The organism is Streptomyces sindenensis, from assembly GCF_014649035.1.
GTDB classification, from domain to species: Bacteria; Actinomycetota; Actinomycetes; order Streptomycetales; family Streptomycetaceae; genus Streptomyces; species Streptomyces sindenensis.
Window position 1 is genome coordinate 14,046 of record NZ_BMSG01000013.1, and the last position, 22,046, is coordinate 36,091.

Here is a 22,046-nt window from a genome sequence, read left to right on the forward strand (position 1 = left end):
CGCGGGAGCCGCTCCGACAGCCGCCGTCATCTGTCCGTGGCGGGCCGAAGGTCCCGCCGGCCGGGGCCGTCCGGGGCCCGCCCGGTGCCCTGTCCGGCACTGCCCGCCACCGGCCCGCACGACGAGCATCGGCAGTGACAAGACCGTCCGACGAGAGGACCCGTGATGACCGCGACGGTGACAGCCGACCCCCGGACCGCGGACGCCTGGCGACAGTTCACCGGGAGCGGGTGGCGTGAACGCGTCGACGTGCGGGACTTCATCCAGGCCAACTACACGCCCTACGAAGGCGACGACGCCTTCCTGGCCGGTGCGACGGACCGCACCCGGGCGGTATGGGAGAAGGTCAGCGGGCTGTTCCCGGAGGAACGGCGCAGGGGCGTCCTCGACGTGGACACCGCCACCCCCTCCACCATCACCTCGCACGCCCCCGGCTGGATCGACCGCGACCGCGAGCTGATCGTCGGCCTGCAGACCGACGCCCCGCTGAAGCGGGCGATCATGCCCAACGGCGGTCTGCGCATGGTGGAGAACGGGCTGAAGGCGTACGGCTACGAGACGGACCCGTTCGTGACGAGGGTCTTCGACACCTACCGCAAGACCCACAACGCCGGCGTGTTCGACGCCTACACCCCGGCGATGCGCGCCGCCCGCAGGGTCGGCATCATCACCGGCCTGCCGGACGCCTACGGCCGTGGCCGGATCATCGGGGACTACCGGCGCGTCGCCCTCTACGGCACCGACCGGCTCATCGAGGCCAAGCACGCCGAACGCGCCGGTCTCGACGGCAGGCCGTCCACCGCCGACGTCATCCGCGACCGGGAGGAACTCGCCGAACAGATCCGGGCGCTGGGCGAGCTGACGGCGATGGCGGCCACGTACGGCTGTGACGTCAGCCGTCCCGCGGCGACCGCGCACGAGGCCGTGCAGTGGCTCTACCTCGGCTACCTGGCCGCCGTCAAGGAGCAGAACGGCGCGGCGATGTCGCTCGGCCGGACCTCCACCTTCCTGGACGTCTACCTCCAGCGTGATCTGGACGCAGGGCTCCTCGACGAGACGCGCGCCCAGGAACTGATCGACGACTTCGTCATCAAGCTCCGCATCGTCCGCTTCCTGCGGACCCCTGAGTACGACGCGCTGTTCTCCGGAGACCCGACCTGGGTGACGGAGTCCATCGGTGGCGTCGGTGCCGACGGCCGCCCGCTGGTCACCCGCACCTCCTTCCGTTTCCTGCAGACCCTGTACAACCTCGGTCCCGCCCCGGAACCGAACCTGACCGTGCTGTGGTCGTCGCGACTCCCGGACGGCTTCAAGGAGTTCTGCGCCCAGGTGTCCATCGACACCAGCGCCGTCCAGTACGAGTCGGACGACCTGACGCGGACACGCACCGGCGACGACACGGCGATCGCCTGCTGCGTCTCCGCCATGGCGGTGGGCAGGCAGATGCAGTTCTTCGGCGCTCGCGTCAACCTGGCCAAGGCGCTGCTGTACGCCGTCAACGGCGGCCGGGACGAGATGACCGGCGACCAGATCGCCCCCGGGGCGGCGCCGCTGACAGGTGAGTACCTCGACTACGACGAGCTGTCGGCGGCGTACGACCGCGTCCTGGACTGGCTCGCGCAGACGTACGTCGACGCGCTCAACGTCATCCACTACATGCACGACAAGTACGCCTACGAGCGCATCGAGATGGCGCTGCACGACTACCCCGTCCACCGCTTCATGGCCTGCGGCATCGCGGGCCTGTCCGTCGCCGTGGACAGCCTGTCCGCCGTCAAGCACGCGCGTGTCAAGGTCTTCCGCGACCGCACGGGGCTGGCCGTGGACTTCCGGACCGAGGGCGAATTCCCGGTGTACGGAAACAACGACGACCGTGCCGACAGCATCGCCGTCGACCTGGTGGAGTCGTTCATGGCGAAGGTGCGGAAGCACCCCGCCCACCGCGACGCGGAGCACACCCAGTCCGTGCTGACCATCACCTCCAACGTCGTGTACGGCAAGCACACGGGCAACACCCCTGACGGCCGGCGCGCCGGACAGCCCTTCGCTCCCGGCGCCAACCCGATGAACGGCCGCGACAAGCACGGAGTGGCCGCCTCCGCCCTCTCGGTGGCCAAGCTGCCCTACGACGCCGCCCGGGACGGCATCTCCCTGACCACCACGATCACCCCGGAAGGGCTGGGGCACGTCCCCGGGGAACGCGCCGGCCACCTGGTCGGTATCCTCGACGCCTTCGTGTCCGCGGGCGGCTTCCACATGAACGTCAACGTGTTGAGCCGAGCCGTGCTGGAGGACGCCATGGAGCACCCGGAGAACTATCCCGAGCTGACCATCAGGGTCTCCGGCTACGCGGTGAACTTCGTCCGCCTGACCCGCGAGCAGCAGCTCGACGTGATCAGCCGCACCTTCCACGGCGCACTGTGAGCGCCGTGACGACAGGCCGGATCCACTCCTGGGACCTGTCCACCGGCGTGGACGGTCCCGGGACCCGGTTCGTGCTCTTCGTGAGCGGCTGCCCGCTGCGCTGCCTGTACTGCGCCAATCCCGACACCTGGCACATGCGCGACGGACGGGAGGCCACCGTCGACGAAGTGATGGCCGAGATCGGCCCGTGCGGGGGCTTCATCACCACGGCGGGGGGCGGTGTCACCGTCACCGGTGGCGAACCCCTGCTCCAGCCGGCCTTCACCGCGGCGGTCCTGCGCCGCTGCAAGGAGGCCGGTCTGCACACCGCCCTCGACACCTCGGGCCTTCTGGGGGCCCGGGCCTCGGACGAACTCCTCGCCGACACCGATCTGGTGCTCCTCGACATCAAGTCTTTCGACAGCACCACCTACCGGAAGCTGACCGGCGGCGCACTCGCCCCCACCCTCGGCTTCGTGACCCGTCTGGAGGCCCTGGGCAAGCGCGTGTGGATCAGGTACGTCCTGGTGCCCGGCTGGACCGACGACGAGATCGCCGTCGACGGGCTCGCCGCGTTCCTCTCGGGCCTGGGCTGCGTGGACCGGGTCGACGTCCTGCCGTTCCACAAGCTCGGCGCCGCCAAGTACGACGCACTGGACATCCCCTTCCCTCTGCACGACACGCCGGTACCCGACCCGGCGCTGGTGGACCGCGTGCGGGGCCGGTTCCGCGAGCACGGGCTCGTGGCCCACTGACGCGGGCGAAAGTGGGGCCGACCGGCCCTGGTCCCGGGCCGTCCGGGAAGATGACGATGTCGGCACAGGACCAGGCACACGAGGAGCGGTCAATGGAGCACGGCGAGCAGGACGGCAGCACGGGGAAGCCGATCACGGTGTTCCTCCTGGACGACCATGAGGTGGTACGTCGAGGGGTGCACGACCTCCTGGAGGACGAACCGGGCATCACGGTCGTCGGGGAAGCGGCGACGGCGGAGCAGGCATTGGTGCGTGTCCCCGCACTGCGGCCCGACGTGGCCGTCCTCGACGTGCGTCTGCCCGACGGCGACGGGGTGACCGTCTGCCGTGAACTGCGCTCGACGGTGCCGGACCTGGCCTGTCTGATGCTCACCTCCTTCGACGACGAGGAGGCACTGCTGGACTCGATCATGGCAGGAGCCGCCGGGTACGTCCTGAAGCAGATCCAGGGATCGGACCTCGTCACGGCCGTGCGGACGGTGGCCCGTGGCCAGTCGCTGCTGGACGCGAGCGCCACGACCAAGCTCATGGCACGGCTGCGGGGCGGGCAGGCGGCCGAGGAGCCGGAGCTGCTGCCCGGGCTGACCGACCGCGAGCGTGAGATCCTCGACCTGATCGGTGAAGGGCTGACCAACCGGCAGATCGGGCAGCGGCTGTACCTCGCGGAGAAGACGGTGAAGAACCACATCTCCCGCCTGCTCGCCAAGCTCGGCGTGGAGCGCCGCGTCCAGGCCGCGGTCATCGCCACCCAGGCTCGCGACCGTATGCGCCCCGACGGCCGCTGAAGGCCGGCGCCCGGGACACCGTCGGCGGTCTCCTGACCTCCTTCCTGTTCGAGCCGCTACTGTGGAAGTCGAACGGGACAGTTGCCTACAGGCGGTGCGGCGTTGGAGGAGCAGCGGGTGGAGAGCGCCGAAGGGCCCCGCGAGGCTCGGGTACGGCTGCCGCAACTGCGGCTGGACGAGTTGCTGGAGGAGCTGCAGGCCCGGCTGGACGCGGCGCGCGGGACCCGGGACCGGGTTCACAGCCTCCTGGAGGCCGTGCTGTCGGTCGGCCGTGAGCTGGACCTGGAGCAGGCGCTGCGCAGTATCGTGGAGGCCGCCGCGGCCCTGGTCGACGCCGAGTACGCCGCGCTCGGAGTGATCGGCCCGGACGGCAAACGGCTGTCGGCCTTCCACACGGTGGGTGTGGACGAGGAACAGATCGCGAGAATCGGGCCCTACCCGCAAGGCCACGGCATCCTGGGCGAGCTCATCCGCCATCCGGAGCCGTTGCGCCTGCCCAAGCTCTCCGAGCACCCGGCCTCCTACGGCTTCCCGGCCGACCACCCGCCGATGAACACCTTCCTCGGCGTCCCCATCCGGGTGCGCGATCACGTCTTCGGGAACCTGTACCTGACGGAGAAGCGCGGTGGGCAGCAGTTCGACGAGGACGACGAGTCGGTGCTCGCCACGCTGGCCGTGGCGGCCGGCGTGGCGATCGACAACGCCCGCCTCTACGAGGAGTCCCGGCTGCGGGAACGCTGGCTGCAGGCGAACGCGGAGATCACCCACACGTTGATGTCCGGTGCCGACCAGGGCGGGGTGCTGCCGCTGATCGCGGACCTGGCCAGGGAGATCACCGCTTCGGCCCTGAGCGTGGTGGCCATGCCGGTGAGCGGGACGGACACACTCGCCGTGGAGCTCGCGATAGGCCAGGAGGCCGACGTGTGGCGGGGGGTCGTCCTGCCGGTGGAAGGCACTCTCGTCGGACGGGCGTTCGTTCACCGGACCCCTGTCAGCACCGCGGACCTTTCCCATGACTCCCCGCTCTCGGTCGGCCTGCCGCCCTCCGACGGGCTGGGACCGGCCGTCGCCGTGCCCATCGGATCGCGCGACGAGGCCCAGGGAGTGGTCCTGCTGGTCCGGCAGTCGGGCGGCCGGGGGTTCACCGGGAAGGAGACCGAGTCTCTCCAGGTCTTCGCCGCGCAGGCCGCCGTCGCGATGGAACTGGCGGAACGCCGTCAGGACGCCGAGCAGATCGCCCTGCTGGAGGACCGCGACCGGATCGCACGCGACCTGCACGACCTGGCCATCCAGCGGCTCTTCGCCACCGGCATGACGTTGCAGAGTGCTGGGCGGCGGGTCCAGGACGGTGTGGCTTCCGAGCGCATCCTGCGGGCGGTGGACGACCTCGACGAAACCATCAAGATCATCAGGTCGACGATCTTCGGCCTGCGCTCCCGCGACGACGAATCGGCGCCCGGCCTGCGCTCCCGCGCGGTACGCGCGATCGGCGAGGCAGCTCCTCTTCTGGGCTTCGCCCCCAGCGTCCGCATGGAGGGCCTGCTCGACACGCACGTGCCCGGTCGGATCGCCGACCACGTCATGGCCGTCCTCACCGAGTCCCTGACCAACATCGCCCGGCACGCCCACGCCGACCGTGCCGACGTGGTGCTGGACACCGACGGCAAGCAGGTCCGCCTGGTGGTCACGGACAACGGCGTCGGCATCCCGGCCGGAGGCCGCCGCAGTGGGCTGGCCAACATGGCGGAACGCGCACGGACGCTCGGCGGCGACATGGAGCTGGAGAGTCCCGAAGGAGCGGGGACACGGCTCGTGTGGCACGCACCCCTGGGGCAGTCCTCGGACACGGTCCGCAGCACCCGGCCCGCCTCGTGAGGGCGCGGAGAGGCAGCTGAGCGGCCCGCCAGAGCCTTCCGCGGACCGCCGTCGGGCGGGGCCGGCAGCTCGCCGGGCCGTCGCCCCGCAACGTGGCGGTCCCGGCGTCGAGGGGCGAGGTCCCCTGGTGACCGGTGCCGCCGATGTGATGGCGATCGCCCATGCCCAACGCCCCTTTTCCTGAGGGCCGTTCAGCCCGTCGGCGTGGACCTCTGGCGTCCGGTGCCGGGGGGCGCGGTCCGGAAGGGTGAGCGGTGCCGGGAACCGCTCGGCCAGTGTCGAAGGGACGGTTCGGCGAGCATGTCGACGAACCCGTTCGCCGACCACCACGTGGTCTACGCGGTCATGCTGATCGCTCTGGCCGCTGTCCCGGCCGGTGACGTGCTCGGACTGGGGCGGCTGTGGGCCCGGCTCCCGGTCGTTCGTGACCACGGGTGGCTGCGCTGAACACGGCCGGAGGGGCGGGTCCGCCGACGAGCCCGGCGAGCTCCGCGGATGGCTGTGGGCCGTAGGGCCCTCACCGCCTGTCCGGTGGTCCTCGCCCACGGGCCTCCCACGGGTACGACCGGCACCTCGGTGCGGACCCGTCGGCTCTGCCGGGGAGAAGCGGCGGAAGCCAGGATGAGGGAGACCGAGGAGGAGTTGCCATGAGCGGTCTCAGGACCAGCGAAGAAGTCGACATCCAGGTGCGGAACCGAGGACAGGTGCCGGAGGAGGCGGGAGCGTACGCCCGGAGGAAGGTGCTCGTGGTGATCAGCCATGTGAGCGAACCGGTCCTGTCGGCCCACGTGAAGCTCACGCAAGCCGCCCATGCCTCGGCGTCCCGTCCCGCCACGGCTCAGGCCGTGGTGGACGTCAACGGCAGGCCGGTGCGGGCCCATGTCGCCGCGACCACCATGTTCGAGGCCGTCGATCTCCTGCAGGAACGCCTGACCGCCCGCATCGCCCGGGCACGGCGGTACAGGGCGCGCGGATCGCGCGGTGGCGGCCCGGAGGACCGGACGTGGCAGGACGGCCCGGGTCATGAGCACCGGCCGCACCGCCGGCACCTTCCGGCCGAGGAACGTCGCATCATCCGGCACAAGTCCTTCAGCCTGGCCCGGCAGACACCGCAGGACGCCGTGATCGACCTGGAGGCCATGGACCACGGCTTCTGGCTCTTCACCGACCTGGCCTCGGGGCACGACAGCGTGGTCTACCGGGACGCTGTCGGTGGCCGGCACCGTATGGCGTCGCTCGGGACCACCGGCCGACGACGGGACTTCGAGGGACCGCTGAGCGTCAGCACGGTTCCCGTCCCCGTGAGCGATGTGGACGGGGCCGTCCGCCGACTGCGCCTGACCGGCCTGCCCTTCGTCTTCTTCCACGACACCGGCACCGGCCGGGGCAGCGTGCTCTACCACCGCTACGACGGCCACTACGGCCTGATCACCCCGGCCCTGTAGGGGGAGCACCTCACCGCCGTACCGCCCGTTCCGGCTCTCCCGGAATCGGGCAGCACGCGGTCGACGGTCCGGGCGCTGCCGCCGGGCGCCGCGTCCGGGCCGTCGCCCTGCCCTCGCTCTGCCGTCGCTCTGCCGTCGCTCCTCGACCAGACGTACCCCCTATCAGGAGGAAGCCATGTCACGACGTACCGTCATCGCCGCCGTGGACGGCTCGGCCGAGTCGCTCGCCGCAGCGGCGTGGGCTGCCCGAGAGGCCCGCCTGCGCGGTCTGCCCCTGCACCTCCTCCATGCCCGGCAGGACCGCTCGCCGCTCTTCAGCGCCGCCCTGCCGGGGGGCGTGGGCCCCGCACCCGACGGAACCACCCTGACCCGGCACGGGGCGGAGCTCGTCCTGGCCGAGACGGCCGACCGGCTGAGGGAGGGGTGTCCCGACCTCGACGTCAGCGTCGAGCAGGTGACCGGGCGCCCCGCGGAGGTGCTGCTCTCCGCGACGGAAGGGGCGGAGGTCCTGGTGATGGGATCACGAGGGCTCGGAGCCCTCGGGGGCTTCCTGGCCGGATCGGTTTCCACGCCCGTCATCGCACGTGCTGAGCGCCCGGTGGTCGTCGTGCGGCCGGGCGAACGGGTCGAGGACGGGGCCGATGGCAGCGCGGTTGACCGGCACTGCCTCGACGTGGTGCTCGGCCTCGACCTCTCCCGGCCGTGTGACGCGTTGATCTCGTATGCCTTCGAAGCCGCCACCGCTCGCGGGGCCGGCTTGCGGGTCGTCCACGGCTGGACCGCCCCGTCCGTCTTCGACCACGACCCGGCAGCCGCCGACCCCGGCCACCGTGTCGCCGGAGGGCTGCGTGAAGCGAGCGCGCTCACAGACGTACTGCGGCCGTGGCGCGGCACGTTCCCGCAGGTCGAGGTCACGGAACAGTGCGTCGTCGGCAAGGCCGCCCACCACCTCGTGGACGCTTCCGCGGACGCCTCTCTGGTGGTGGTGGGGCGGCGTGTACGCCGGGCACCGTTCGGCACGCACGTCGGGCCGGTCACGCACGCGGTGCTGCACCACGCCGCCTCCCCGGTGGCGGTCGTCCCCCACCTGTGAGCGCGTACAGTCGGCTCGACCCGGACGGACACACCACCGGAGCCGGCCGTCACCGCTTCCCCGGCACACCGGCTCCCCGAAACGGTCCTTCCGGCGGTCGCGCCGTCCACCGCGACCCGATACCGGGCGGGGCCCACCGTCCGGTCCAACCAGGGCCGCTCAGGCCCAGACCAGGGACGATCGGCCCGAGCGCCGTTCGCCGGACCCATGTGAGGCTCACACCATCACACCGACGTCCTCTGGGGTCTCCCCTCCCAGCGGCAGCATCAGGAGGCAACATGTCCGGCACCATCACCGTAGGACTGGACGGGACCGACCACGCCGCGGTGGCAGCCGACTGGGCGGCCCAGGAGGCGGAGCGCCGGGGATCGGCCCTGCGCCTGGTGCATGCCTGGGTCTGGCGCCCCACCGACGTGGCATACGTCGGAGACCGGGCGGCCGAGGAGCGCTGGGTACGCGACATGCTCGACGAGGCCCGGTCCCGCGTGGCCGGGCGGCATCCGGCCCTGGACGTCACGACCGAGCTGATCGTCGACGACCCGGTGCCCACCCTTCTGGCCGAAGCCGCACACGCCGACACGCTGGTGCTGGGATCGCGCGGTTACGGCACACTGACCGGTTACCTGCTCGGTTCCGTCTCGATGAAGGTGCTGCGCCACGCCGCCGGGCCGGTCGTCATGGTCGGGAAGCCGCACTCCGCCGCCCCCCGGGAGGCCCAGGAAGTGGTGGTCGGCGTGGAACCGGGACAGATCGGTGACGCCGTCCTGGAGTTCGCCTTCTCCGCCGCGGCCGAACGCGGAGCGACCCTGCGCGCCGTACACGCCTGGAGCGTCCCGACGGCCCTCGCCTGGAGTCCGGGTTCGCTGTACCGGGTCGACGAGGCGAACGGTCTGGAGCAGATCAACAGGGAGGCGCTGACCGAGACCCTCAAGCCCTGGCGCGACACGTACCCGCAGGTCGAGGTCGTCGAGCACTGCGAGATCGGCTCCGCCTCGGAGGTGCTGCTGTCCAACAGCGTCCGGGCCGGCCTCGTGGTCGTCGGGCGGCGCAGTCACGATGCCGGCCTGCGACGTCTCGGTCCGGTCACCCACGCCGTCCTGCACCACGCCACGGCCCCTGTGGCGGTCGTGCCCCACGACTGCCCTCCCGGGTAGGACCGCCGGCCCGCGTCCCCTCGCCGTGCGGACGAAGGAGCGTGCGATGTCTCCTCGTCCGCGGCGGCCGGAGCGGCCTGGCCGGACATCCCGGCCGGCACCCGGGGGCGGCCCGCGCCCGGGGCCGGTCCGCTCACGGGGCCGGGCAGCACTCAGGGTCGGCCCGCGCCCAGGGCCGGGCGATGCCCGCCCGGTGCCGCTCGGCCCTGCGCGGCTCTGCCCGTCCGGGCCCTCATGACCGCGGTCGAGTGCCCCGGAGCGCCCACCCGCACGGACAGGGCCGGTCGGCCCCTGCCGGGGACCTGCGGCCCCTGTTCCGAGAACCTGCCGAACACGACGCTGGAACCAGAGCATCCGACACCGGGAGGGACCATCATGGCCCGCACGATCACCGTAGGACTCGACGGATCGGCCGAGAGCGGAGCCGCTGCGGAATGGGCGGCACGCGAGGCGAAGCTGCGCGACCTGCCGGTACGGCTGATCCACGTATCGATGCCGGTGCCGGAGCCGATGGCCCAGGCCCCGCTCCTGGGGGCAGAGACCCACCAGCACTGGACCGAGCGGGTTCCGCGCGAGGCCGCCGAAGGGCTCAGGCTGCGCCACCCGGGGGTCGAGGTGAGCACCGAGCAGCGTAACGGGACGCCTACCGAGGTCCTCGTGGAAGCCGCCCGCGACGCTGAGCTGCTGGTCCTGGGGTCCCGAGCGCTGAGCGGGCTCGGCGGCTTCCTCGTGGGCTCCGTCGGCCAGGCCGTGATCGCCCGGAGCGAGGTGCCCGTGGTCCTGGTGCGCGCCGGGGAACAGGCGGCCGACGAGCACGTCATGGACCCTGCCGGCCTTCCGTCCGCCGCCACCGCGTTCCGGCCCGTCGTCCTCGGCCTGGGCAGTCCCGACGACACCGTCATCGCCTTTGCTTTCGAGGAGGCACGGCGCCGGGAGACCGCTCTGTACGTGGTCCAGGCGTGGGACACATGGCCCTACGCCGTCTACACCGTCGGGCCGGGTTTCGAGCACCACGAGACATTCACCCGGCAGCGGGCCGACGCACTCGCCGACACGCTGCGTCCGTGGCGGCAGAAGTACCCGGACGTCGAGGTCGTCGAGATGTCCCGACCGGGCAGCGCCGCCACCCACCTGATCGACGCCTCCCGCGACGCCTCCCTCGTCGTCGTCGGCAGGCGTGTGCGCCGCAACCCCTTCGGCACCCACATCGGGGCCGTCACCCACGCGGTGCTCCACCACTCCACCGCGCCCGTCGCCGTCGTCGCGCACGACTGACGCACATCCGTACACAAGAGAACGAGGACATCATGAAGGCAGCGGTCGTACGGGAATTCGGTCAGCCCCTCGTCATCGAGGAGCGCCCCGACCCCGAGCCCGGCCCCGGACAGGTCCGCGTCCGCGTCGAGGCGTCCGGGCTGTGCCACACCGACATCCACGCCGCGCACGGTGACTGGCCCGTCAAGCCCGCCCCACCGTTCGTCCCCGGCCACGAAGGTGTCGGCCTTGTCGAGGAGACCGGCGAGGGAGTCACGCATCTCGCCGTCGGCCAACGGGTCGCCGTGCCGTGGCTCGGCCGCGCGTGCGGGCGCTGCGAGCACTGCTTGTCGGGCTGGGAGTCGCTGTGCGAGAGCCAGGTCAACACCGGTTACGGCTGCGACGGCGGATACGCCGAGAAGATGCTGGCCTGGGCCGACTTCGCCCAGCTGGTGCCCGAGGGCGTCAGCGCCGTCGACGCGGCCCCGCTGACCTGCGCGGGCGTCACCACCTACAAGGCCCTGAAGGTCGCCGACGTCAGGCCCGCACAGCTCGTCGCCATCTCCGGCGTGGGCGGCCTCGGCCATCTGGCGGTTCAGTACGCCAAGATCGCCGGCGCCACCGTCGCCGCCATCGACGTCACCGACGAGAAGCTCGAACTCGCCCGGGAACTGGGCGCCGACATCCTCATCGACGCCCGTACCCAGGACGTCGGGGCGGAGCTGAAGCGGCACGGCGGCGCCCACGCAGCCCTCGCCCTCGCGGTCAGCCCCGCCGCGTTCGAAGCCGTCAACTCGGGTCTGCGGCGTGGTGGGAAGCTCGTCATGGTGGCCCTGCCCGCGCACGGCACCCTCCAGGTGCCCATCTTCGACACCGTGCTCAACGGCACCTCGGTGATCGGCTCCATCGTCGGAACCCGCCAGGACCTCGCGGAGGTCTTCCAGCTCCACGCGGACGGCCGGACGAAGGTCATCCACGAGACCCGACCGCTCACCGCCGTCAACGAATCGATCGACGACGTGCTGCACGGCAAGGTCAAGGCCCGCATCGTCTTCGACCTCGGCGCGGGAGGCCGAGAGCGATGAACCTGCCTCTGATCGTCGGCGTCGACGGCTCCGAGCCCAGCCTGCGGGCCGTCGACTGGGCGGCCGACGAGGCCGTCCTGCGCCGGGCGTCCCTGCGGATCGTGTACGCCTCCTTGTGGGAGCGCTACGAAGGGCCCGCACTCGCGCCGGAGGTGGGCGGCACGTCCGGGCGTGTCGCCGCGGAGGACATCCTCGCGGCCGCGGCCCGGCGGGCGCTGCGCCATCATGCCGAACTGCCCGTAACGACCGCCGACGTGCTGGAGGAGCCTGAGTACGCCCTCGTGCGCGAGGGCCGCGACGCGTCCGCCGTGGTCGTGGGCACCCGCGGACGCAGCGGTCTCGCCGATCTGCTTCTGGGCTCCGTCAGCCTGACCGTGGCCGCGCGAGCGGACTGCCCTGTCGTCGTGATCCGTGGCAACCACAACAGCCGCGCTGTCGGCGGCGGGCAGGACCACATCGTCGTCGGAGTGGCCGACGCGCCGACAGCGGCCGTGCGCTTCGCCTACGAGGAGGCGAAGCGGCGCGGTGCCGCCTTGGAGGCGGTACGGGCGTGGCGGTGCCCCCGGCACGAGACGGTCGGCCACCCTCTGCTCACGGGCGGTCCCGAGCGACTGCACGAGGAACGGGCGGCCAAGGAGCTGGAGGAAGCTCTCGCAGACGCTCCCCTGGAGGTCCGGTTGCGGCGGCGCACAGCGGAGGGCCCCGCCCACGGGGTCCTCCTGGCGGCCTCGCGAGACGCCGGCCTCCTCATCGTGGGCCGACGGCGTCCCGGCCGGCTGGGACCTCATCTGGGACGGGTCGCCCACACGGTCCTGCACCACTCCGGCTGCCCTGTCGTGGTCGTGCCGGAACCGGAGTGAGGGCAGGGCCCCGACGCGGGACGGCGGGAGAGCGGAGCAGCTTCTGCCAGGCGCCGGCAGGCCCCCGTTCACCCGCGACACACGGGTGAAGTACCGGCCGGAAAGTTCGCGGTGGCGGGACTGCCGGGCTGCCGGACTGCCGGGCTGCGAGGGAGGCGGCGGTTCGCCACTCGGCCGGCGAACCACCTCTTCGCTCGCGTGGTGCGCGGCCGGCGAACCACCTCATCGCTCGCGTGGTGCGCGGCACGAGACGACCGGCTGCGTCGAAGGGCGTGCTCACGCTCCTGCCCGGCCGCCGCGATGAGCGTCGAGGTCGAGGAGCCGCTCACGTGTCGCTCGGAGCCGACACGCGACCACCGAGCCGACCCAGACAGCGATCGAGCGCCCGAACTCCGCGTCCGCGGCACACATGGCCCGTACGGTCACCGCGTCGAACTCCCAGGCGCGCACCCGGTTCACAGCCTGAGCGCCCAGCTGCCACCGGTAGGGCGGGAAGTGCCAGGACCATCCGAGGAGTTCCTCGTGACCGAGGGAACCGATGATCGGGGCCGACTGGCCGGGGGCTTGCGAGTCGAGGGCGACCGTGCCGCTGTGGATCACCCAGAACCGGTCTGCGGGCCCGCCCTCCTCCAGCAGACGGGAGCCCGGCTCGAAAACGGCCTCCCGGGCCGTGCGCATCAGCCGGTTCCGGTGTGCGGTCGGCAGGGCCGCGGTCAACATGGTGGTGGTCATCGTGCCGGTTCCCCATCTCTCCCCGACGGCTGTCCGGCCGTGGCAAGGTGCCGGCCGGAATCGCATGCGCCCACGGCGCGGGCTCTTGACTCAGACTGCTTCCCAGCAGGGGGTGTGAGCCATGTGCCGTTCGGCCCCGCAGGGGAGCCGTTCGGCCCCACCGGTCTGCCCGGTTGTGCCGCCGCGCTCCCAGGAGGAGCGCCGGGCGAGGGGGAAGCGCGGGATGCAGCTCTGCCGCGGCCCGCTCCGCAGGGCCGGGCGGCCGGCTCTGGTTCCGTGCTGTCGCAGGCTCATACGCTGGTCCTTCGGGGCTGGGCGCCAACCCCGTGGGGGAGCGGTGCCGTCCGGCGGATCAGGACACCGGCGTGCTGCGGCGTGGTGAGCGCTGCGGATCGGAGGGGCGTGATCCGGCGCAGCGGGTGATGACGGGGCCGGCCACGGCGAGCAGGAGGACATAGGCGGCCACCAGGGCGCCGAGCCGGTCGTGGCCGGTGCCCACGAGGCCGATGATGACGATGGAGAACTCGCCCCGGGCGATGAGCGCGGTTCCTGCCCGCAGGCGTCCTCGGCGTCCCACTCCTTCGCGGCGCGCCGCGTACCACCCGGACGCCACCTTGGTCGCGGTGGTGACCACGGCCAGGACCAGGGCGGCCGGAAGGACCGGCAGCAGCGAGTTCGGAGGGATGGACAGGCCGATGGCGAGAAAGAACACGGCGGCGAACAGATCTCGCAGGGGGCTCAGCACTTTGCGTGCCCGGTCGGCCGCTTCGCCCGTGAGGGAGAGCCCGACCAGGAAGGCGCCGACCGCCGCCGAGACGTGGACGGCCTCCGCGAGGGCCGCGACGACCAGTGTCACGCCCAGGACGCGCAGCAGCAGCTGCTCCGCGTCGGGGTGCGACAGCAATCGCCCCAGGTGATGCCCCCACCAATAGGACATGGTGAGCGCGGCCACGACGGCGGCCAGGGCCAGCAGCACCCCCAGTAGGGCCTGCTGCCACGTTCCTCCGGCAGCCACCACGGCGAGCAGCGGAAGGTACGCGGCCATCGCGAAGTCCTCCAGCACCAGTACGGACAGCACTGCCGGGGTCTCCCGGTTGCTCATCCTCCGCAGGTCGCCCAGGAGCCGGGCGACGATGCCCGAGGAGGAGATGTAGGTCGCCCCGGCGAGCGCCAGGATCCCTGCGGCGTCCAGCCCGAACAACCACCCCGCCACCGCACCGGGGGTCGCGTTCAGCACGAGATCGACCCATGCCGAGGGCAGGTGGCGGCGCAGACTGACCGTGAACTCCGGCACGGTGAACTCGAGACCGAGTACCAGCAGCAGAAGAACGACGCCGATGCCCGCGCCGGTCTCCACGAAGGAACCGGCTGCCGGGACCGGGGCGACGCCTCCCTCGCCCAGCGCCAGTCCGGCCAGGAGATACAGCGGGATCGGGGACAGCGCGTAGCGTCGCGCCAGCGTACCGAGCAGACTCAGCGAGGCGAGGATGATGCCCAGCTCCAGCAGCAGGGCGACCGAGATGTGCATCTGCTCAGCCCCGGACGAGCTGTTCCACCGCGGCGATCCCCGCGCGGGTCCCGATCACCACCAGGACGTCTCCAGCACACAGGACCTTCTCCGGCCCGGGGGACGGGATGACGTCCTCACCGCGGACGATCGCCACGATCGACGCACCGGTCCGTGTGCGTGCCCTGGATTCTCCCAGTGGGCGGCCGACGTACGGGGTGCCGGCGAGCACCTCGACCTGCCCGGCGCTGAGTCCGGGCACCTCTTTGGTCAGATCCGCGAACCGCTCGGCGATGCGCGGCGCGCCCAGGATCTCTGCGAGGACGTCGGCCTCCTCGCCGGTGAGCCGGAACACGGCCCGCGCCTGATCGGGGTCCCCCTCTCCGTAGACCGCCAGTTCGAAGTCGCCGGAGCGCCGGGCGACCACACCCACCCTGTCGCCCTCCAGATTGACGAACTCGTAGAGCAGCCCCACACCCGGCAGGAGCACTTCGTTGACATCCACCTGTACTCATCCCGTCCGCCGTGAAATCGCTGTCGTGCGGCTCGGTGCCCCGACCGCCGTGCCCTGGGTATTCGGCATCCGGGGGCGGCGGCTCAAGCTCCGGCCTCGGCCTCGGAGGCCCGCGGGGCACTCTTCCTCGCGTTGGGCTGGGGCCGGCAGGACCCGAGCGGCCCCGTACAGGGGGCCGAACGGGCCTCTGTACGGGGCCGGCTCCGGCGGGGGCGCTGACAGCCGCCGTGCCGGACGAGCGGGTCAGGACGGTCGGCCCTGAATGTGGCCCACACGCCCCATGGCGGGGGGAGCCCGTGCGGGGTGGGCTGGGAGACGAGAGCCAGGCGGTCCGGAGACAGGAGACATGATGAGTGGTCCGGTGGTTGTGGGTGTGGACGGGTCGGAGTCGAGTTTCGCCGCGGTGGAGGCGGCGGCTCGGGAGGCGCGGGAGCGTGGGCTGGGGCTGCGAGTGGTGCACGCGCTGGTCTGGCCGGTGACGTACGTGCTTCCGCGCCCTTCACCGGGAGGCACGTCGCTGTTGGGGCCGCCGCCGATGGACCCGTCAGAGGCCGGGCTCCGGAAGATGGCCGCGGATCTGGTGACCGAGGCGGTCGGGCGAGCGCGGGCGGTGGCGCCGGATGTCCAGGTCGGTCACGCGGTGGTGTCCGGCGAGCCCCTGACCGTCCTGGAGGCGGAGTCCCGTGCGGCCGAGCTGGTCGTGGTGGGGTCCCGGGGGCTGGGCGGGTTCGTCGGGCTGCTGGCCGGGTCGACGGCGGTGCACCTGGTGGCACACGGCCAGTGCCCGGTGATGGTGGTTCGCGAGGAGCCACGCGCGGACGGCCCGGTCCTCCTGGGCGTCGACGGTTCAGCGGCGGGCGGACCGGCGGTGGACTTCGCCTTCGCCACGGCGGAGCGGCGGAAGGCCCCCCTCCTGGCCCTGCACGCCTGGACGACGTGGAACGCGCCGCTGCCCGCTCCACAGGACGCTTCCGCTGCGTACGCCCGCCTACCGGGCGCTCTCGCCGAGGAGGAGGAGACGCTGCTGTCCGAGGCCCTCGCGGGCTGCCGGGCACGGTATCCGGACGTGGTGGTGGAGCGCCGGGTGGTGCACGGCCGGACACGCGAGGCGCTGATCGGCGCGAGCCGCTCCGCACAGCTGACGGTGGTCGGCGCTCGTGGGCGGGGCGGGTTCGCCGGACTGCTGCTCGGCTCGGTCAGTCAGGCCGTGCTGCACCACGCCCACTGCCCGGTCGTAGTGGTGCGGGCGTCGGGGGCGCGGCACTGACCACGCCCCGGCATGGGGCCGGCGCGTTCCGGGGAGCGGCCGCGGGCTGCCGAGCAGACGGCGATGGCGCCGCAGGGCAGGTGCGCGCGCAGAGCGGGCGCCCTGCTCGGGCGCGACCGCATCAGGGCCGCCGTCAGGACCGAATGGTCCTGACGGCGGCCCGTTGGTCCCTGGGCGCGGTGGATGGGCTGCGACCAGGATGAGGATCACGGGGCCGCGCATCGGCGGCGTCCCGGGACGGGAGACTGCAATGACTGATCCGGTGATCGTAGGGGTGGATGGTTCTGCCTCCAGCCTTGAGGCGGTCGACGTGGCGGCTCGTGAGGCGCGCCTGCGCGGCGCCCCGCTGCGGATCGTGCACGCATTCGGCCGTGCGCCCGGACACCGGCCGGCCGACGGGCCGCCGCGGAGCCCGGCCGGCCACGGCCTGGAGCCGATGGTCCCGGGAGCGCTGGCCGAGGCCGAGGAACGGGCCCACGCGGCGGCACCGGGCGTCGCCGTGACCCGGTCGGTGGTGGCAGGGGAGGCCTTGGAGGTGATGGAGACCGAATCGCGCTCGGCGTCCTTGGCCGTCGTCGGCAGCCGGGGCCTGAGCGGGTTCTCGGGGTTGCTGCTGGGCTCGACGGCGGTGCATCTGGCCGCGCACGGCCGCTGTCCGCTGATGGTGGTGCGAGGCCGCCCCGACCCGTCCGGAGCGGTGCTGCTGGCCGTCGACGGATCCGATGCCGGTGGGGCGGCCGTGGAGTTCGCGTTCGCCGAGGCCGCTCTGCGCGGGGCGCCGCTGGTGGCCCTGCACGTCTGGAACACCTGGAGCGAGCACGCCTACGAAGGCCCCGGCGACCCCCTCAACGCCATGGTGGTCGATATCGAACGGCTTCGAGAGGCTGAGCAACGCCTGTTGGACGAGACGGTCGCGCCCTGGCAGAAGGCCTTTCCTGATGTCACGGTGGAGCGGCGGCTGGAGCGTGCCCGGATCCGCCCGGCCCTGCTCGACGCCAGCCGCGACGCCCAGCTGGTCGTCGTCGGAGCCCGGGGACGCGGTGGGTTCACCGGCCTGCTGCTCGGCTCCGTCAGCCAGGCTCTGCTGCACCACGCCCACTGCCCCGTCACCGTGGTCCGCGGCCAGGACTGACCGTGCCTCAGCAGACCACGGCCGGGAGCAGCGCCCGGACGGCGCCGGGCCCCGCAGCCGGACGCCCACCGACGCGCCGCCGCCGACGTGGCCGGCTCGCTCGCAGTCATTCCGGCACGTGGCCCGACCACCGCGGACGCCGGACGACGGGCCGACGCCCGGGGAGCCGACGAACTGCCCGGACCGGTCCGCCGACCGCAGTGGTTGCGCCTGCTGGACCGGTCCCGCAGCTGGCTGATCGGCATCCTCCTGGCCGCAGCGGTCATCGCCGGAGCCGTCGGCGAGGTCAAGGACACCGCTGTCATCACCGCCGTCCCGCTCATCAACGCCACGATCGGTCACCTGAAGGAACGCCGTGCCGAGCGCAGCTTCGAAGCGCCGCGCCGGATGCTCGTCCCCACAGCCCGAGTGCGCCGCGACGGCGAGGTACAGGTGGTCCCGGCCGGCTCTCCGGTGTGCGGCGACATCGTCCTTCCGGAAGCTGGAGCCCGCTCTCGACCACCAAGCCCACGCCTGGCTTTGTCCATGAGAACGGGCTCTGGCTCATGTTCTGTGGTACGTGACTGTGGGGCACCGATTAGATCGCGAACAGAGCTTCCCCTTGTGGCGGGATCGGAGGGGCAAGGACGTCGCGGAGGCGGGTGATGCCCTGGCGCCACTTCGACCAGTTCGCGGCTTCGGCCCACAGCTCGGCGAGTTCAGGCCGGTTGGATACCACTTGATCGAGGGCGTCGACGGCGAGCATCCGAAGGTCTGCAGGCAACTCCGGTAGCGGCGCTGATGGGCCGTAGCTCCTTCAGACGGAGCACTATCTCGTTCATGGCCCCGAACTGCCAGCCCAACTGCCGTGACCACGGCCTACTTTCGGGCGAACTGGAGCCCCCAGCCTGAGACGATCAGCCGTCACTCGCAGTGGCCGCTGCACGGAAGTTGAGCCAGAACCAACTCGTGAACAAAGCCACCACGCCGGCTCCCCTCTCCCGCCACCCGCCCCACCCCGGACCGCCAGTCCGGTATCCGGCCGGGCGAGACCGCCCTGCCCTGCCCCGGAGTGCCCACCGACCACGCCCGTCCTATCGCGGCGCGGCACGCCGAGGGGTGGCGCCTCAGTGGCGGCAAGCGGCCAAGATGGCCAGCAGGACGAGCGCGATGGCCGCGAGCTGGAGGCACGCGCGGGCTCCGCCCGAGTCGCCCCTGCGGCTCTCGATCTGACCGCCGGGGGGCGTCCCGGGGTGCCTCGCGGCGTAGTGCTCGATCTGCTGGCGCAGCCCCTCGGACTCCTCCAGCCAGGGCGTCTTGAAGCTGCAATCGCCGCACCAGTAGCGGTAGACCACGTCGACTCCTCGTCTGCCGTCGGTGTGTGCGCTGGACCCACGACAGTGACCTTCGTCATGTGACGTGAACAGGACAGAGAACCGGCCATCTGTGACCGGTGGTCAGTGGCTGTCGGTAGGATCACCGCCGTCCGTACTGCCGAGTAGGGAGTTGCCCCGTGACCGATGACCTCGGCACGCTGTTGCGCGCGCTGCGCGATGCGGCGCAACTGACGCAGGAACAGGTCGCCGAGCAGTCCGGGGTCAGCGTGCGTACCATCCGCCGGCTGGAGAGCGGCAGATCCACGAACCACCGGATGGGCACGGTCAATCTGCTCGCTGATGCCCTTGAACTCGGCGAGGAGGACCGACGTCGCCTGGCGGCCGCGATCACCCGGCCGCGCGGCGAGTCGGCGCCCCGGACAGACAAATCCGTGCCCCGCCCCGAGTCCGAAACCCACGGTGAATCCGGAAACCGGCCTCCGCAGGACCCGGATCGCGTGCCCGGACACGCTTCCGGGGTGGTCGCCCCCATCGCCGAACCAGGTCGGCCGCCCGGCGACGGCCTGCCAGGACCCGCCGCTTCCGCGAGTGCGTCAGCGGCTCCCGCCCCGTCCCCCGTACACCCCGCACTCGCCGACGCCGTACGCGAGCTCGCGATGGAGGTCCGGCGCCGCTGGCGTCGCGAGGAGGGGCAGCGCCGGGTCCACGACCCCTTCCCCCTCCCCGTCAGGTGGGAGCCGGCACCTGCCGGTCTGGCCGACCGGCCGGAGAACGTTCAGCGCCTCGGCCCTGGGGGGACGCCCCGGGAGGTGAACGTGAACGGTGACCTGGGTGGCGTTCTCGACGTGTATTGCCGGATCCCCTCGGGACGGCTGACGATCCTCGGCCGGGCCGGCTCCGGGAAGTCCGTCCTCACCATCAGACTCACCCTGGACCTCCTGGAGGCACCGGCCACACACGGCCGCGTGCCGGTCATCTTCAGCATCAGCTCGTGGGACCCGACCGCCACCGCACTGCGGGACTGGCTGATCGGCCGCCTGCTGCGCGACCACCCGCATCTGGCCCGTCGCGGCCCCTACGGGACAACGCTCGCCGCGGCCCTCGTCGACGCCGACCTCGTCCTCCCCGTCCTCGACGGCTTCGACGAGATCGCCGAGGGCCTGCGGGGGGCGGCCCTGGACGCGCTCAACACCACCTCGTCACCCCTCGTCCTCACCAGCCGGCGCGACGAGTACGCCCAGGCCGTCCAGGCGGCGCATGCGCCGCTCGTCTGGGCGGCGGCCATCGAACTCGTCGACCTCACTCCGGACGACCTGGCCGGGTACCTGCCCCGTACCGTCCGGACGATCGCAGGCGACACAGACGTCAAGGCAGGTACTGGCGGTACGGGGAACGTGTGGGACACGGTCCTCGACGAACTGCGCACACGGGGCACCCCCGCGGGCGCGAACCTCGCCACGGTCCTGACCACCCCGCTCATGGTTATCCTCGCCCGCACGCTCTACAGCGAGATGCCGGGCCAGGATCCCTCCGAACTCCTCGACGCCGCCCGTTTCCCCACGGTGAGGGCGCTGGAGGAACACCTGCTGGCCGGCTTCGTGCCCGCCGTCTACCGGCACCGCGCCCCCGAACGGGACGCCGAGGGCCGGCGGCCCAGGAGCCCGGGCCGGGACTCCGCACGTGCCGAGCGCTGGCTCGGTTACCTCGCCCACCACCTGGTCCGGCTCGACCGTGACCGGCACGACCTCGCGTGGTGGCAGGTCGGCGACTCACTGTCCCGTCCGACCCGCACCCTCGTCATCGCCCTGGCCACCGCTCTGAGCGTCGCCCTGGCCGACTGGGTGGTCGGCCTGCTGCTCACCCCGATCGGCATCGGTGAACTCCTGTTGCAGGGAGCCCTCATGGGCCCGGTAGCGGGACTCGCCTTCGGATCCGTCTATGCGCTCATGGACAGGTGCGGGCTCCGGACGGACTTTGAACCGGCCCGCATCCGAGTGACGCTGCGGGCCACCCACGACCGGCTCGGCCGCAGCCCCCTGCGCACCTTCATCGTCCGATTCGGACACGGTCTGTTCGGCGGGAGCGTCATGGGCATCGGCTGTGCCTGTGCGCTCGCCCTTGAGCGCTCGCTGTACTCGGGGATCCCGCTCGCGGAGCCCCGGGTCATCGAGGGCACCCTGATCAACATGCTGTTCCTGGGGCTGACCTTCGGCTCGGCCGCCGGCCTTGTCTTCGGGCTCATTGCCGCACTCGAGGCGCCCGTGGACGTCACCGCCGCGGCTACCCCGGTCAGTGCGCTGGCGTCCAGCCGCAAGACGGTGGGCCGGCAGTTCCTCGTCCTGGCCACCGCGCTCACCGTGGCCATCGCCTTCGGCGGGTACCTGCTCGTCCTGCTGCTCCAGGGCTCACTGGGCCGGCTCAACTGGGGAATGCCGGACAGCCTGTTCATCGGAACGATCGGCGGACTCGGGGGCGCGGGATCCTACGTGCTCGCTTTCACCGCATGGGGGCAGTGGTTCGTGTTCGCCCGAGTCTGGCTGCCGCTGACCGGGAGGCTCCCCTGGGATCTCGTCGCCTTCCTGGAGGATGCCTACCACCGCGGAGTACTTCGGCAGACCGGCGCCGTGTACCAGTTCCGACACGTCCGGTTGCAGCATCACCTCGGGAGCGCGTTCCGCCGACAGGACACCGCCTTCGCACCGGTCACCCTTCCGCCCCCACGGACTGGCGCCGACGCCTCCTGACCACGGGCGTGCGCCACCGGACGACTGTCGGGACGACCGGTCGGGGCAGGGATGGCCCACTCCGGTGAATGCCGGTCACATATGGCCGGTGGCACGGCCTGTCCGTCGAACGGCAGGGGACACCA

General features: G+C 72.1%; 19 protein-coding genes and 1 pseudogene. 15 read left to right on the forward strand and 5 right to left on the reverse strand.

Annotation, left to right across the window (positions count from 1 at the left end):
* Window positions 1–165: 165 nt before the first annotated feature.
* From pflB to IE145_RS16355, 11 genes are all read left to right on the forward strand, one after another.
* Window positions 166–2,424, forward strand: coding sequence for a formate C-acetyltransferase (pflB, locus tag IE145_RS16305; RefSeq protein WP_189525761.1), 2,259 nt, complete (start codon window positions 166–168; stop codon window positions 2,422–2,424).
* On the forward strand, window positions 2,421–3,158 hold the full coding sequence (gene pflA / locus IE145_RS16310) for a pyruvate formate-lyase-activating protein (RefSeq protein ID WP_189525762.1): 738 nt from the start codon (window positions 2,421–2,423) through the stop codon (window positions 3,156–3,158). The genes pflB and pflA overlap by 4 nt, the downstream gene beginning before the upstream one ends.
* 92 nt (window positions 3,159–3,250) lie before the next feature.
* Window positions 3,251–3,943: a response regulator gene (locus tag IE145_RS16315; RefSeq protein ID WP_189525872.1), complete on the forward strand. Its 693-nt coding sequence runs from the start codon at window positions 3,251–3,253 to the stop codon at window positions 3,941–3,943.
* A gap of 117 nt (window positions 3,944–4,060) precedes the next feature.
* Entirely contained in the window at window positions 4,061–5,818 is a 1,758-nt protein-coding gene (locus tag IE145_RS16320) for a GAF domain-containing sensor histidine kinase (RefSeq protein ID WP_189525763.1), read from the forward strand.
* Window positions 5,819–6,118: 300 nt separating this feature from the next.
* Window positions 6,119–6,265, forward strand: a complete 147-nt coding sequence (locus IE145_RS16325; protein WP_189525885.1) for a hypothetical protein — start codon at window positions 6,119–6,121, stop codon at window positions 6,263–6,265.
* A gap of 200 nt (window positions 6,266–6,465) precedes the next feature.
* Complete coding sequence (locus IE145_RS16330) at window positions 6,466–7,263, forward strand: sigma 54 modulation/S30EA ribosomal C-terminal domain-containing protein (protein WP_189525764.1); 798 nt, start codon at window positions 6,466–6,468, stop codon at window positions 7,261–7,263.
* 175 nt (window positions 7,264–7,438) lie between these two features.
* A complete protein-coding gene (locus IE145_RS16335) occupies window positions 7,439–8,356 on the forward strand; it encodes a universal stress protein (RefSeq protein WP_189525765.1) in 918 nt (305 codons plus the stop codon).
* Window positions 8,357–8,634: 278 nt separating this feature from the next.
* Window positions 8,635–9,510 (forward strand): universal stress protein, encoded by an 876-nt coding sequence (locus tag IE145_RS16340; RefSeq protein ID WP_189525766.1) that lies wholly within the window; start codon window positions 8,635–8,637, stop codon window positions 9,508–9,510.
* A gap of 375 nt (window positions 9,511–9,885) precedes the next feature.
* On the forward strand, window positions 9,886–10,785 hold the full coding sequence (locus IE145_RS16345) for a universal stress protein (protein ID WP_189525767.1): 900 nt from the start codon (window positions 9,886–9,888) through the stop codon (window positions 10,783–10,785).
* A gap of 32 nt (window positions 10,786–10,817) precedes the next feature.
* On the forward strand, window positions 10,818–11,849 hold the full coding sequence (locus IE145_RS16350) for a zinc-dependent alcohol dehydrogenase (protein ID WP_189525768.1): 1,032 nt from the start codon (window positions 10,818–10,820) through the stop codon (window positions 11,847–11,849).
* Window positions 11,846–12,709 (forward strand): universal stress protein, encoded by an 864-nt coding sequence (locus tag IE145_RS16355; protein WP_189525769.1) that lies wholly within the window; start codon window positions 11,846–11,848, stop codon window positions 12,707–12,709. The genes IE145_RS16350 and IE145_RS16355 overlap by 4 nt, the downstream gene beginning before the upstream one ends.
* Window positions 12,710–12,985: 276 nt before the next feature.
* Here IE145_RS16355 and IE145_RS16360 read toward each other — a convergent pair whose 3' ends face one another.
* The 3 genes from IE145_RS16360 to IE145_RS16370 all read right to left on the reverse strand — a co-directional run bounded on the left by IE145_RS16360 (window position 12,986) and on the right by IE145_RS16370 (window position 15,453).
* The gene (locus tag IE145_RS16360; protein WP_189525770.1) at window positions 12,986–13,441 is read right to left on the reverse strand and encodes a cyclic nucleotide-binding domain-containing protein; all 456 of its coding nucleotides are present in this window, start codon (window positions 13,439–13,441) and stop codon (window positions 12,986–12,988) included.
* Between the two features lie 352 nt (window positions 13,442–13,793).
* Entirely contained in the window at window positions 13,794–14,969 is a 1,176-nt protein-coding gene (locus IE145_RS16365) for a cation:proton antiporter (RefSeq protein ID WP_189525771.1), read from the reverse strand.
* A 4-nt stretch (window positions 14,970–14,973) separates the two neighbouring features.
* A complete protein-coding gene (locus IE145_RS16370) occupies window positions 14,974–15,453 on the reverse strand; it encodes a cation:proton antiporter regulatory subunit (protein WP_189525772.1) in 480 nt (159 codons plus the stop codon).
* Window positions 15,454–15,811: 358 nt separating this feature from the next.
* Here IE145_RS16370 and IE145_RS16375 point away from each other — a divergent pair, with 358 nt between their 5' ends.
* The 3 genes and pseudogenes from IE145_RS16375 to IE145_RS16385 form a co-directional block, all read left to right on the forward strand.
* Complete coding sequence (locus IE145_RS16375; protein ID WP_189525873.1) at window positions 15,812–16,729, forward strand: universal stress protein; 918 nt, start codon at window positions 15,812–15,814, stop codon at window positions 16,727–16,729.
* Between the two features lie 250 nt (window positions 16,730–16,979).
* Window positions 16,980–17,861 carry a universal stress protein gene (locus tag IE145_RS16380; protein ID WP_189525773.1) on the forward strand — a complete coding sequence of 294 codons (882 nt, stop codon included), beginning with the start codon at window positions 16,980–16,982 and terminating at the stop codon, window positions 17,859–17,861.
* A gap of 78 nt (window positions 17,862–17,939) precedes the next feature.
* Window positions 17,940–18,506: pseudogene (locus tag IE145_RS16385) on the forward strand (cation-transporting P-type ATPase); the annotation flags it as partial.
* On the opposite strand, the gene IE145_RS16390 reads toward IE145_RS16385, so the two are convergent.
* Both IE145_RS16390 and IE145_RS16395 read right to left on the reverse strand, forming a co-directional pair.
* On the reverse strand, window positions 18,439–18,606 hold the full coding sequence (locus tag IE145_RS16390; protein WP_229825590.1) for a DUF4259 domain-containing protein: 168 nt from the start codon (window positions 18,604–18,606) through the stop codon (window positions 18,439–18,441). The pseudogene IE145_RS16385 and the gene IE145_RS16390 overlap by 68 nt on opposite strands.
* A gap of 361 nt (window positions 18,607–18,967) precedes the next feature.
* Window positions 18,968–19,195: a hypothetical protein gene (locus tag IE145_RS16395; RefSeq protein ID WP_189525776.1), complete on the reverse strand. Its 228-nt coding sequence runs from the start codon at window positions 19,193–19,195 to the stop codon at window positions 18,968–18,970.
* Window positions 19,196–19,353: 158 nt separating this feature from the next.
* Between IE145_RS16395 and IE145_RS16400 the strand changes: the two genes are divergently transcribed.
* A complete protein-coding gene (locus tag IE145_RS16400; RefSeq protein WP_189525777.1) occupies window positions 19,354–21,921 on the forward strand; it encodes an XRE family transcriptional regulator in 2,568 nt (855 codons plus the stop codon).
* Window positions 21,922–22,046: the final 125 nt, after the last annotated feature.